Raw genomic sequence first — 12137 nt, forward strand, 5'->3', positions numbered from 1 at the left:
TAAACAAAAATAAATGCAAATGTTTATCAATAGCAAATTTTATGTTTTTACATTGAAGATAAAATTTTATTTTAGCTTTAACATTCTAAAGGATTAAGTCATGAAAAAAGTAAATTTATTACTAGTTCTAATTGTAATACTCACTATAAAAAATTATTCACAAACATTTTTTTCAGAAAATCCATTAACTCATACTTATTCAATTGTTGCATATGATTCTTTAACAGGAGAAATTGGTGTTGCTGTGCAATCGCACTGGTTTTCGGTTGGAACTGTAGTTTGCTGGGGCGAAGCTGGAGTTGGAGTAATTGCTACTCAATCTTTTGTTAATGCATCATTTGGACCAAGAGGATTAGAGCTCTTAAAGAAAGGAAAAACTCCACAAGAAGTTGTAAATGAATTAATTCAAAGTGATGAGGGGAGAGAATATCGTCAACTGGCTGTTCTCGATGCAAAAGGGAATGCTGCAGCATTTACCGGGAAAAATTGCATTCAACCTGCTGGTCATATTGTTGGGAAAGGATTTTCAGTTCAAGCAAATTTAATGTCGAACGAAAAAGTATGGCCTGCGATGGCAGAAGCATTTCAAAAATCAAAAGCTCCTTTAGCAGAAAGATTATTAATTGCTCTTGAAGCTGCTGAACAGGCAGGAGGTGATATCCGCGGTAAACAATCTGCTGCACTTCTTGTTTTCACCGGAAAACCAACAGGAAATATCTGGGAAGATAAACTTGTTGACTTGAGAGTTGATGATAATCCCGAACCATTAGTTGAACTGAGAAGATTATTAAAAGTCCATCGAGCTTACGAACACATGAATAATGGCGACTTGGCAGTTGAAAAGAACGATATGGAAAAAGCTATGCTGGAATATTCAGCTGCAATGGAAATGTTTCCAGATAATCTTGAAATGAAATACTGGACTGCAGTTACTTTAGCCAATAATGGTAGATTTAATGATGCACTCCCTTTATTTAAGGAAATTTTTTCTAAAGACAATAAATGGAAAATTTTAACACCAAGATTACTACCAAATGGCTTACTGAAAATAAGTAAAGAAGAATTTGAAGAAATTATGAAGTAAAAATATTCATATAAATTTTGTAGACATTATAGTTCGGAGTTTTTTATGATTCATAAAATTGTCGGAAAACAACATAACTCAAAACTTTGTTTTGTATGTGGATTAAAAAACAAATTTGGAATTAAAGCTCACTTTTATGTTACAGAACATAAAGAATTGATTGCCTTATTCACCCCACTCGAAGAGCATCAAAGTTATCCTGGTAGAATGCATGGTGGTATTGCTTCTGCTATACTAGATGAGACAATTGGCAGAGCAATATTGAATCATCATGAAGAAGAGATTTGGGGAGTAACAATTGAGTTAAATGTAAAATTCAAGAAACCAATTCCATTAAATGAAGAATTAAAAGTTATTGGAAGAATTACATCAGAGAACAATCGATTCTTCGAAGGTACGGGTGAAATAATTTTACCGAATGGCGATGTTGCTGCAACAGCATCAGGCAAATATCTTAAAGTGCCCTTAGAAAAAATAACAGAATTTGATAAAGAAGAAAATGAATGGAAAATAGTTGAATTAGAAACAGACCCGAAGACAATAGAAATATAAAACATCAAGTTGAATTTGATTTATAAATTTTAATTTTGTGCAGTGAGTTCTTTTTATGAAACTCATCTCAACCATTCTATGTGAAGTTGTGTTACAATTGAAAAGGAAATTTATTTTCTTGGGAATGATATTTAAACTTAATTTTAGTTATCTAACAATTGAGATTTTTTTAAAAAAAATAGAACACTGATATAACGGATTTTAACAGATTTTTCACAGATATTATAAATTACTTTTTAGATACCACAAAAAAGTAATAACAAATAAATTTTCTAAAAAATTGTAGTGCATGTGACTAATATTAATTTTTAAAATCTGTGTAAATCAGTAACTATCTGTGTTATCAGTGTGCTATATCTAATAGAATTTCTTTTTCATATTTCTAAAATCGGAACCACTATTCAACTTTTGTTAATGCTGGATAAGAAATAATAATAGAACCAAAAATCATAAACAATATTAAACCATTAATAAAAATTGCCAAAGGAGAACCAAAATGTTCAGCTAAGGTTCCTATCAATAAAGAACCAACTGGCATCAGTGCAAAAAAACTAAAGCTGTAAACTCCCATTATTCTTCCGCGATATTCTTCTGTTACAAGAGTTTGTGTTAATCCATTCGAAAGATTATTAATTGCTAAGATTGATGCACCAATCATCACCAAAAGAATTAAAGAAATAATTAATGTATGATTGAACGAAAACAAAATCATCAATAATGGCAGTGATAACATACCCAAGCTAAGAACTTTTCCTCTTGTAATATATTTATTTGAAGCAGCAATAAATAAAGAACATAAAACAGCGCCGATTCCCCTAAATGTTTGAAGTAATCCATTTGTTGCAGCATCACCATGTAAAATTTTAACAGCCCATGCTGGAAAGAGTGTCATCAAACTCAAACCAAACATGCTGGTAAATAATACAATTATCATTATAATCAAGATTAATTTTTGACTCTTTAGATATTTAATGCCATCAGTAAATTCTTTTAATGAAGATTTTTTTTCTACTTTTTTGATAACTGAATTAAGTTTCATTCTTAGCAAATTATAAATGACCGCAATAAAAGAAATTCCATTAATTGTAAAACACCAAGCAGGACCAAGAACAGCATATGTAACCCCTGCTATAGCAGGACCAATAGCAGCAGCAGTATGAAACATTGTTGAATTCAGAGCAATTGCATTAATTAAATCTTCTTTATCGACCAATTCATTTACAAATGCTTGTCTTGCAGGCGCATCGAAAGCATTTGCCACTCCTAAAAGAAATGCTAAAAGAATTATGTGCCATGGCTGAACAATATCTGCAAAAGTCAAAAATGCAAGAACAAATGCGAAGAGCATCATTACAATTTGTGTAACAACAATAATATTTCTTCTGGGGAATCTATCGGCAATTACACCGCCATACAACATAAATAACCAGGTTGGAATTCCACTTGCAAAACCAACATATCCAAGAAAAGCAGGTGAGTGAGTTAATTCATAAATAAAGAAAGCCTGAGCTGTCGACTGCATCCATGAGCCGAACAAAGAAATTATCTGTCCAGCAAACCACAATTTATAGTTAGGATATTTAAGTGCAGCAAAAGTATTTTTTATGCTGAATCTTGTTCTTAATTCTAAAAGTATTTTTTCTTCTTTCTGTAAAGGCATTGAATTGTATCTACAAAAAAATTACCATCAATTATATACTAAAGTTATATTGAACCCACCATGATTGTCACATACGATTTCTTGATGTTATCAGCGGTTCAACCAATTTCATAATTTACTTAAAGAACTATATCTGTTTATCCAAAATTTTTGCCACATCTTTTGCAAAGTAAGTTAATATCATATCGGCACCGGCTCTTTTAATTGCAGTCAATGATTCCATCATCACACGTTCTTCATCTATCCAACCTAATTTAGCAGCTGCTTTAATCATAGCATACTCACCGCTCACCTGATAAGCAGCAGTTGGCATTCCAAATTTTTCTTTCACGCGCCAGATAATATCGAGATAAGGACCAGCAGGTTTAACCATGATAATATCTGCGCCTTCTTCAATATCTGATTCTGCCTCTCTTAAAGCCTCGAGTGCATTTGCAACATCCATTTGATGAGAACGACGGTCACCAAATGCTGGAGCAGATTCTGCAGCATCTCTAAATGGTCCATAAAATCCAGAAGCATACTTTACAGCATAACTTAAAATTGGAACTTCAATAAAACCATGTTCATCAAGAATTTTTCTAATAGCTGCAACTCTTCCATCCATCATATCTGAAGGAGCAACAATATCGGCACCAGCCTGAGCGTGAGTCAATGCTTCTTTTGCCAGTAATTCAACAGTTTCGTCATTCAAAATTTTTTCGCCATTCAAAATACCACAATGACCATGTGAAGTATATTCACACATACATACATCTGTAATAACTAAAAGATTTTTTACTTCCTTCTTAATTGCACGGACAGCTTTTTGAATAATTCCATTAGGGTCATAAGCTTCGGAGCCTAATTCATCTTTATGCTCAGGAATCCCAAAAAGTATAACAGCCGGAATTCCCATCTGCTCAACTTCTTTACATTCTTCTACCAAAACATCTATTGACATTTGATAAACATTCGGCATTGAACGAACTTCCTTTTTAATACCGCTGCCCGGGACTACAAATAATGGATAGATTAAATCATCTTTGCTAAGTTGAGTTTCTCGCACCATATCGCGGATGACAGGATTATATCTCAATCTTCTTAAACGTTTTGTTGGATAAGTTGCCATAGCTTCTCCTTTTGACTAAAGAATGTTGAATTCTTTTTATACATTTTTTACGAAAGAACATAGTAAAATATTCAACGACATTATATTAAAAATTTGCCGCACCAAATTTAGCAATAATTTGACCATTTCGTTATATTGAATTATTCATCAAAATAATTATTAAAAAATGGCAGAGAAATCTAAACTCTGGTACTTAGAAAATTTTAATCTCTTTAGTAATCTCAAAAAAGATCAAATGATGGAATTGGGCCGGTTAATCACAGATAAGGAAATGAAAGGCAACGAACCTATATATTTTGCTGATGAACCTTCTAAGACAATCTACTTTCTTAAAACCGGCAGAGTAAAGATTACAAAGTATCTTTCTGATGGAAGCGAAAAAATTATCGCTATTATTAATCCAGGCGAAATATTTGGTGAGATGGCTTATTTGGACGAGGGGAAAAGAACTGATTATGCTGTAACCCTTGAGCCGTCGTTAATTTGTGCAATTAATAAAAACGACCTCGCAAAATTCATTGAGCAAAATCCTGAACTGAATATTAGATTAAACAAAATATTGGGATTAAAACTCAGAAGTTTTTCAGAAAGGATTGAAGATCTTATCTTCAAAGATGCCGATCAAAGGATTGCCTCTTTTTTAGTGCGTTATATTGAAAAAAATGGTAAAAAAATTGGTGACAAAATATTCGTAAAACCTTTCTTAAAACATAAGGATATTGGTGAACTCACTGCCTGCTCTCGCCAAACGGTTAATTACTTCCTGACCAATCTTAGAAAAAAAGGTATAATTGATTTCGACAGAAATAAACTTATTGTCAATAACTTAGACGAATTAAAAAAAATTGTTTCTTGACTAATGTCCGAAATTTGACAAAACTTATTTTCGATTGACATTATTTTTGTATTAAAAAAATCAATGATTCTTACATTAATAATATCAGACAATTGCGATGCCTGTGAACGTGCGAAAAAAGTTATTGAAAAGATTCGCAACACCCATCCCAAAATAACTACTGAAACTATACACATTGATTCATATAAAGGGAAAAAAGTTACAATAACACCAGCGTTGTTTATAGATCAAATGTTATTTTGTTATGGTGATATTGATGAAATAAGTTTATCAAAAAAATTAAATTGAGGTGCTTGTGCCCTTTATTAAAGTTATTGATGAAGGAAATGCCGAGGGAAAATTAAAAGATGTTTATGAAGAAATTATTAAATCCCGCGGTAAACTTTCAAACATAATGAAAATTCACAGCCTGAATTTAGATGCAATGATTAAGCACATGGAATTATATAAAACCATTATGTTCGGTAAATCTAATCTTTCACGGGAAGTAAAAGAAATGATTGCGGTTGTTGTTTCAGTTGCTAATAAATGTGATTACTGCATTAATCATCATGCAGAGGCACTTAATTTTTATTGGAAGAATAAAGAAAAATTAAATCAGTTTATTATTGATTTCAGAAGCGTTGAGTTTGAACCAAAAGTAAAATTATTGCTCGAATATGCGTATGAACTTACCATTACTCCGAAAAATATATCACTAGCCACAATTAGCAGTCTGCGCTCATCAGGCTGGAACGATGAAGATATACTGTTAGCAAACTTAATAATCAGCTATTTCAATTTTGTCAACAGAATTGCTCTAGGACTAGGTGTTGAATTCAGCGAAGATGAAATTAAAGGTTATAAGTATTAAACAGGCAATCCCAAGAATATATTACCATTCATTAAATTCTCTTGCAATTTCCAAAAGAATATTTCCTTTAAGCCTAACTTTATAATCCGGGTTCACATATTCAAATTGAATAACCCCTTTATCATCAATAATAAATACGCTTGGAACCGGGAGGATATGATGTGTTTCACCAGAGCTTGCTTCTAAATCCATACCATAGCTTTTTAGTTTATTTAAGTAATCATCATCTACTTTAAAAGCTATACCGAATTCTTTCACTGCATTTGCTTTGCTGTCTGAATACAATTCGTATTTCATATTGTATTTATCGAGTGTAGCTCTAAGATTTTCCGGACTATCCATACATACAGCAATTATTTTGTACCCGAGTTTTAGCAAGTCATCTTCAACTTTTTGTAATTCGCTGAAGTGCATATTACAATACGGGCACCAACCACCTCTGTAAAATATTACAATTGATTTTTGTCTTTTTATTACTTCTTTAATGTCAACTTCTTTTCCTTCTATTGTTTTAATAATTGCACTCGGAATTTCTGCACCAATTTTAATTGGGCAAATATCTTCTGATGATTTAGCTACTTTGTTTTCTTCTTTTGCCATAATTTCACCTGTATAAAATTGTTGTAAGATTAATAGAATTGTTAATAAAAAAATTGTTTTCATTTTACACTCATTTAATTTTTACAAATCAATTTTTCTGTATGAGAGGATTTCATAATCCCTGTCTTCAAACGGTTCTCTGAAATTTTCGTTGACATAATTTTTTATCCATTCATCTCTTTTATCAAATAGCTCAAAGATCTCATCTCTATAACTTTTGAAAATATAATTCACAAACTCAATAATTCTTTTGTCATGGAATAAGGAAGGAGCTACGTAGAAGTTGTCTGCTAATTTTTTTAGAATATCAGCTTTAACATATTTATCGCCTGTTACCCATCGATTTACGGTAGCAAGTGCTATTGGTTTTCCATCTTCACTCATAGAAATTAAAATAAGATGAACTAATTCACCATTCTCGTCCAAAGCAAATGTATGAAAATGACCATACTCATTTGGTCTATGAATATGAAAAAATAATTGACAGCCGCTTACTTCATCTTTTATTCCTTCATCTGTTGGATAATGTGAATACGGGTCAAATTTATACTTTCTGCCATTCATAATTTTTTTAACAATATTTGAGCCTTCTTTCCGAAGGCTCATAATAATTTCAGCAATTAATTTTATAAACTTATCAGCAGAAGAATTTATCTCGGAGATTATCTCTGCGGCTTTTGCCTTAGATTGTAAAAGCAGAAAAGTCAGCAATGTGCCGGCTTTAATAAATTCTCTTCGTTTCATCATTTTACTTTCGATAAAATCATTGAACAAACTTGATCGTGCATATTTTTTAAATCGGGGTCAACCTTCGAGAAATTCATTTTTTGGTCAAGTTTTGGTTTGACTTCTGCTAACGATTCTTTTGTTGGATTATTAAAATGTTCACCCATTAGTAGCTTCATTTGTGCTGCTGCATGATTTTCAACTTCTTCGGGAGTTAAGTTTTTCCCTAAAATTTGAGCTCCTCTTTTTAATGTTTCGCCATGAATTGCAACGAAACAGCCGAGCAAAGCATCTCGAGCTTCGAGTGGAGAAATTTCAGAAGCACTTTGTGCTTTTTCTAATTGTTCTAATGTTTTAACCATTTGATAACTCCTCGTTTATTTTTCAAAATGATTTACTTTTTCTTTTGAGCACAAGGATTGCAAGGATTATTCTTTTTATCAACCTTTTTTACAGCACAAGGATTACATGGATTATTTTTCATATCTTGTTTTTTTACACCGCAAGGGCTGCATTTATTTTCAGCTTTATTAGGTCCGCAAGTACCACAAGGATTATTAGAACTGATTACATCACTGGCAACAAAATGAACCGTGATTTTAACTTCATCATTTAATTTACCCGTAACCATCGAAGGAATTTTTATATCATAATCTGAAAGCTTAATGCTAAATTCAGCATTAGCTACTAATAAATTACCAGGCATCTTAGCTTTGGTCTTTTCGCTTTCCTTGAAGTAAGTTAATGCAGCTGGAACCTCTATATCTTTAGTAAAGCCATGAACAGTGAATTTACCTATTAGAGTTGCTTTGATTCTTTCCCCATCATTTAATTTTTTTGATGTTGGATTTTTTATACCTTTCAATTGAAATTCTGCATATGGATATTTAGCAGCATTAAGCCACATTTCACTTCTTAAATGCTCATCCCTTAAATCAATTCCAGTTTTAATATTGCTGACTGCAACTCTAACTTTACCCATTGGTTTTTGAGTTACATCGTTTGTGTTAATCATCACAGTGGCTTCTAATCCGCTAACGAGTCCAACTATTTTTTCTAAGGGTGCATCAGAAATAAACTGAGCTTGATTTCTTTCGTCTTTTGAATCGACAGAAAATGTTTGGGCAATTAGATTTATTCCTAAAAATAATATTAAGATTATGAGCTGTTTTATTTTTATTTTCATTATGAACTCCTTTTTTGTTATAAGTGTTGTTTAATTTTTAAAGTAAACTTAAAGCAAGGGGCAATGGAGTTCTGTCAAGAATTTGACAAAATAATGTATTTTTCATAAAAAGTACTGACTGCAAAAAAACTCTTGACTCCGTACCATACTACGCATATTATATTTGTATAGAAGTTAAAAGGGAATTTGAAAAATGGCTGAATATTTTGTTGGACAAATAGCAAAACAAGTTGGTGTAAATGTCGAAACCATCCGTTATTATGAAAGATTAAAATTACTTCCCAAACCGAAAAGAAGAGAATCGCGTTACAGAGTTTATGACGAAACAGATTTGAAACGGCTGCTTTTCATTAAGCGGGCTAAGGAACTTGGTTTTACATTAAAAGAAATAAAAGAATTATTAGAACTAAAAATAGAATCAACGGCAACATGCGGCGATATTAAACATTTAGCTGAAAGTAAATTGCAAGATGTTGAAAAAAGAATTAATGATTTAAAAAATATTAAAAGAGTATTAGTTAAATTGATAAATCAATGCGCCTGTGAACAGTTGTCAAGTGATAAATGCCCTATTTTGGAAGTGATTGACAATATAAAACTAACATAGAAAGGAGGTTATTAGATATGAAACGAAAAATATTGATAATCCTTGCGCCGTTGGGATTTACTTTAGGTGGATATATTTATGCAAATTCAAATTCTGATTATAATGATTGTCCATTTAAAGGTACTCCTGATTGTCCAGAATATCCATTATGCTGCAAGTGATATTCGGTTTATAAGAGAGGGACTGCAATTAACAAAGTCCCTCTACTTTTTAACTATGAACAAGGAGGCATTAAAATGAAATTAAATAAATTTTCCCGGAACAGTGCAATTGTTACCGCATTGTTGGCATCACTTTGCTGCATTACGCCTGTATTAGCAGTATTGGGTGGGTTAAGTAGTATAGTATCTACGTTCTCATTTCTCGAACCTTTCCGTCCTTATTTTATTGCAATTACAATACTAATTCTTGGTTTTGCTTTTTATAATGCGTACAAACCAAAAAAGAAAAATGATATTGACTGTGCGTGCGAGGACGAAACAAGCGATAAAAAAGTAAGCTTCATAAATTCAAAAAAGTTTTTATGGATTATTACTGCCGTAAGCACATTGTTAATAACATTTCCATATTACTCAAAAGCTTTGTTCCCTTCCGGCAAAGGAAATGTTTCAATTGTACAATCAAATAATATTGTAAAAGCTAAGCTTACTATTGAAGGAATGAGCTGCATTTCTTGTGAAAAATCTGTTGACTATGCACTTAAGTCAGAAATTGGTGTTATTAGCGCCACTTCATCTTATAAAACCGGTATTGTTTATGTTGAATATGATAATACAAAAGTTAATTTAGAGCAGCTTAAAAACGCAGTTGAAGAAAAAGTTGGATATAAAGTAAAAAACATAGAACAAACAAAAAAATAAAAACTTAGTGCGACTTTGTGATGAACTTTGTGTGCCTTTGTGGTAAAGCTTAACCACGAAGGAACTCGAAGGGTTTCACAAAGGAACACAAGGGGAAAAATATTATGACCATACAAACACTAAAATTAAAAATCAGCGGAATGACTTGCGAGCATTGCGCAAAAACAATTGAAAAGAGAGTATCCGCAATTAATGGCATAATAAAGAAATCAATAAGTTATCCGGAGAAAACAGGTGAATTCCAATTCGATGCTGAAAAAACTTCTGCAAGTGAAATTATAACTGCTATAAATTCCATCGGTAATTATAAGGTTATTGATGAGATTAAGGATATGAAAGAAAACACATCGAAATATGATTTAATCATTATCGGTGGCGGGTCTGCTGCTTTTTCTGCCGCTATTAAAGCAAGTGAACTTGGTAAAAAAGTTTTGATGATAAATGACGGTCTTCCTATTGGCGGCACTTGTGTTAATGTAGGCTGCGTACCATCGAAAACTCTGATTAGAACTGCTGAACAAGTTCACATTGCTAATCATCCAAATTTTTCCGGTATAAAACCCGGCAATAGTAAAATTAATTTTAAGGAAATAGTCCGACAAAAGTCTGAATTGGTTGAAAGGTTAAGACAGCATAAGTATATCGATGTTCTAAAGGATGATTTGAATGTAACTATATTAAAATCATTTGCTAAGTTACTTGATAAAAACACAGTAGAAACTGATAACAAAAAATTTACAGCAGAAAATATTCTAATAGCTACCGGATCGTCCACCTTTATTCCAAATTTGCCTGGATTAAATGAAACCGGCTATTTAACAAATGAAACACTTTATGAATTACAAGAACTGCCAGAACACCTAATTGTTATTGGCGGAAGATATATTGCCTTAGAGAATGCGCAGTTGTTTGCACGATTAGGTTCTAAAGTTACCATTCTTCAAAGGTCTAATAGAATACTTCCCGACGAGATGCCGGATATTACTGAAACATTGAAAGAATATTTGGAAGAGGAGGGAATAAAAATTAAAACGGGAGTAAAAATAAAATCAATTAATAAGAAAAATGGGAAAATTACAATTAACGCTTTTGTGAAAGATGAAGATGAGGTCATTGAAGGCACACATATTTTTATAGCAACTGGTAGAAAAGGAAACACAAAAGGCTTAGGATTAGAAGAATTGGGAATTGAACTTCATAAAAATAGTTTTATCAAGACAAATGAATTTTTACAAACATCAATTCCAAATATTTATGCTGCGGGCGATGTTACTGGTGAATATTTGTTTGTCTATTCCGCAGCTTATGAAGGATCGCTTGCCGTTCAAAATATGTTTGGAGAAAATCAAACTAAAAAGGATTATTCCGTTTTCCCCTGGGTTATTTTCACTGATCCACAAGTTGCAGGAGTTGGAATGGATGAAAATTTAGCCTACGAAAATAAAATTGATTATGAAGTATCAACAATTCAGCTTAAAGATGTTCCTCGTTCTCTTGCGGCTCGCAACACAAAAGGATTTATAAAACTTATCCGCAATAAAGAAAATGATAAACTGATTGGTGCAAGAATCTTAGCTTCTGAAGGTTCTGAACTGCTGATGGAAATTTCTTTGGCAATCAAATATGGAATTACCGTAAAAGAGTTGAAGCAAATGTTTCATCCATATTTAACTTTGTCTGAAGGGATAAAATTGGCAGCAATTAGTTTCGAGAAAGATGTAAATAAACTTAGCTGCTGCGCTGTGTAAAAGTGGTTAAGTTATATTAAAACCGTTAAGTAGAAGCTGAGATTCTTAGTGGTTTTCTGTGATATCCGGGGCTGTCTAAAAAAGTAATTTTTCAATTAAATAATCTGCGAAAATCAATTAAACCCTGCCTGCGCAGGCAGGTCTGTGTTGTCTGCGTGCTATTTTTTTAAAAAATATTACTTTTTAGACAACCCCGTTTGTGGCTCTCTGTGTAATTTATTTTTTCTACACGAAGAACCACTGAGTTTTTCACTGAGAACCTCAGAGTATTTAATTAAAGATAAAGACTAAAAA

14 protein-coding genes are annotated in these 12137 nt (G+C 32.3%); 8 read left to right on the forward strand and 6 right to left on the reverse strand.

Going from position 1 to position 12137, the window contains the following annotated elements:
- Nucleotides 1–100 precede the first annotated feature (100 nt).
- Both VJY32_RS12285 and VJY32_RS12290 read left to right on the forward strand, forming a co-directional pair.
- Entirely contained in the window at nt 101–1084 is a 984-nt protein-coding gene (locus VJY32_RS12285; RefSeq protein ID WP_353678218.1) for a DUF1028 domain-containing protein, read from the forward strand.
- Between the two features lie 45 nt (nt 1085–1129).
- Nucleotides 1130–1636 carry a PaaI family thioesterase gene (locus VJY32_RS12290; protein ID WP_353678219.1) on the forward strand — a complete coding sequence of 169 codons (507 nt, stop codon included), beginning with the start codon at nt 1130–1132 and terminating at the stop codon, nt 1634–1636.
- A gap of 397 nt (nt 1637–2033) precedes the next feature.
- Here the strand turns inward: VJY32_RS12290 and VJY32_RS12295 are convergent, their stop codons facing one another.
- Both VJY32_RS12295 and hemB read right to left on the reverse strand, forming a co-directional pair.
- The gene (locus VJY32_RS12295; RefSeq protein WP_353678220.1) at nt 2034–3296 is read right to left on the reverse strand and encodes an MFS transporter; all 1263 of its coding nucleotides are present in this window, start codon (nt 3294–3296) and stop codon (nt 2034–2036) included.
- A gap of 127 nt (nt 3297–3423) precedes the next feature.
- Entirely contained in the window at nt 3424–4407 is a 984-nt protein-coding gene (hemB, locus tag VJY32_RS12300; protein ID WP_353678221.1) for a porphobilinogen synthase, read from the reverse strand.
- A 271-nt stretch (nt 4408–4678) separates the two neighbouring features.
- Between hemB and VJY32_RS12305 the strand changes: the two genes are divergently transcribed.
- Together VJY32_RS12305 and VJY32_RS12310 are read left to right on the forward strand one after the other, a co-directional pair.
- The gene (locus tag VJY32_RS12305; protein WP_353678222.1) at nt 4679–5263 is read left to right on the forward strand and encodes a Crp/Fnr family transcriptional regulator; all 585 of its coding nucleotides are present in this window, start codon (nt 4679–4681) and stop codon (nt 5261–5263) included.
- A gap of 295 nt (nt 5264–5558) precedes the next feature.
- Nucleotides 5559–6116 carry a peroxidase-related enzyme gene (locus VJY32_RS12310; RefSeq protein WP_353678223.1) on the forward strand — a complete coding sequence of 186 codons (558 nt, stop codon included), beginning with the start codon at nt 5559–5561 and terminating at the stop codon, nt 6114–6116.
- Between the two features lie 21 nt (nt 6117–6137).
- On the opposite strand, the gene VJY32_RS12315 is transcribed toward VJY32_RS12310, so the two are convergent.
- Genes VJY32_RS12315 through VJY32_RS12330 form a run of 4 tightly spaced genes read right to left on the reverse strand, consistent with a single transcriptional unit; the run spans nt 6138 to nt 8628 of the window.
- Nucleotides 6138–6779 carry a peroxiredoxin-like family protein gene (locus VJY32_RS12315; protein ID WP_353678224.1) on the reverse strand — a complete coding sequence of 214 codons (642 nt, stop codon included), beginning with the start codon at nt 6777–6779 and terminating at the stop codon, nt 6138–6140.
- 18 nt (nt 6780–6797) lie between these two features.
- Nucleotides 6798–7463: a DUF6969 family protein gene (locus VJY32_RS12320; protein WP_353678225.1), complete on the reverse strand. Its 666-nt coding sequence runs from the start codon at nt 7461–7463 to the stop codon at nt 6798–6800.
- The gene (locus tag VJY32_RS12325; protein ID WP_353678226.1) at nt 7460–7804 is read right to left on the reverse strand and encodes a hypothetical protein; all 345 of its coding nucleotides are present in this window, start codon (nt 7802–7804) and stop codon (nt 7460–7462) included. The genes VJY32_RS12320 and VJY32_RS12325 overlap by 4 nt, the downstream gene beginning before the upstream one ends.
- A 32-nt stretch (nt 7805–7836) precedes the next feature.
- Nucleotides 7837–8628: a YceI family protein gene (locus VJY32_RS12330; RefSeq protein WP_353678227.1), complete on the reverse strand. Its 792-nt coding sequence runs from the start codon at nt 8626–8628 to the stop codon at nt 7837–7839.
- A 193-nt stretch (nt 8629–8821) separates the two neighbouring features.
- Here VJY32_RS12330 and VJY32_RS12335 point away from each other — a divergent pair, with 193 nt between their 5' ends.
- The 4 genes from VJY32_RS12335 (at nt 8822) to merA (ending at nt 11843) form a co-directional block, all read left to right on the forward strand.
- Nucleotides 8822–9235: a heavy metal-responsive transcriptional regulator gene (locus tag VJY32_RS12335; protein WP_353678228.1), complete on the forward strand. Its 414-nt coding sequence runs from the start codon at nt 8822–8824 to the stop codon at nt 9233–9235.
- Nucleotides 9236–9252: 17 nt separating this feature from the next.
- Nucleotides 9253–9396, forward strand: a complete 144-nt coding sequence (locus VJY32_RS12340; RefSeq protein ID WP_353678229.1) for a hypothetical protein — start codon at nt 9253–9255, stop codon at nt 9394–9396.
- A gap of 75 nt (nt 9397–9471) precedes the next feature.
- Complete coding sequence (merTP, locus tag VJY32_RS12345; RefSeq protein WP_353678230.1) at nt 9472–10095, forward strand: mercuric transport protein MerTP; 624 nt, start codon at nt 9472–9474, stop codon at nt 10093–10095.
- 104 nt (nt 10096–10199) lie between these two features.
- Nucleotides 10200–11843, forward strand: coding sequence for a mercury(II) reductase (gene merA, locus VJY32_RS12350; RefSeq protein ID WP_353678231.1), 1644 nt, complete (start codon nt 10200–10202; stop codon nt 11841–11843).
- Nucleotides 11844–12137: the final 294 nt, after the last annotated feature.

Source organism: Rosettibacter primus (assembly GCF_036860675.1).
GTDB classification, from domain to species: domain Bacteria; phylum Bacteroidota; class Ignavibacteria; order Ignavibacteriales; family Melioribacteraceae; genus Rosettibacter; species Rosettibacter primus.

Coding starts and splice junctions, on each gene's coding strand:
- merTP (WP_353678230.1), top strand. CDS start 9,472: ATGAAATTAAATAAATTTTCCCGGAACAGTGCAATTGTTACCGCATTG.
- VJY32_RS12305 (WP_353678222.1), top strand. CDS start 4,679: ATGAAAGGCAACGAACCTATATATTTTGCTGATGAACCTTCTAAGACA.
- VJY32_RS12320 (WP_353678225.1), bottom strand. CDS start 7,463: ATGATGAAACGAAGAGAATTTATTAAAGCCGGCACATTGCTGACTTTT.
- hemB (WP_353678221.1), bottom strand. CDS start 4,407: ATGGCAACTTATCCAACAAAACGTTTAAGAAGATTGAGATATAATCCT.
- merA (WP_353678231.1), top strand. CDS start 10,200: ATGACCATACAAACACTAAAATTAAAAATCAGCGGAATGACTTGCGAG.
- VJY32_RS12340 (WP_353678229.1), top strand. CDS start 9,253: ATGAAACGAAAAATATTGATAATCCTTGCGCCGTTGGGATTTACTTTA.
- VJY32_RS12335 (WP_353678228.1), top strand. CDS start 8,822: ATGGCTGAATATTTTGTTGGACAAATAGCAAAACAAGTTGGTGTAAAT.
- VJY32_RS12290 (WP_353678219.1), top strand. CDS start 1,130: ATGATTCATAAAATTGTCGGAAAACAACATAACTCAAAACTTTGTTTT.
- VJY32_RS12285 (WP_353678218.1), top strand. CDS start 101: ATGAAAAAAGTAAATTTATTACTAGTTCTAATTGTAATACTCACTATA.
- VJY32_RS12315 (WP_353678224.1), bottom strand. CDS start 6,779: ATGAAAACAATTTTTTTATTAACAATTCTATTAATCTTACAACAATTT.
- VJY32_RS12325 (WP_353678226.1), bottom strand. CDS start 7,804: ATGGTTAAAACATTAGAACAATTAGAAAAAGCACAAAGTGCTTCTGAA.
- VJY32_RS12295 (WP_353678220.1), bottom strand. CDS start 3,296: ATGCCTTTACAGAAAGAAGAAAAAATACTTTTAGAATTAAGAACAAGA.
- VJY32_RS12330 (WP_353678227.1), bottom strand. CDS start 8,628: ATGAAAATAAAAATAAAACAGCTCATAATCTTAATATTATTTTTAGGA.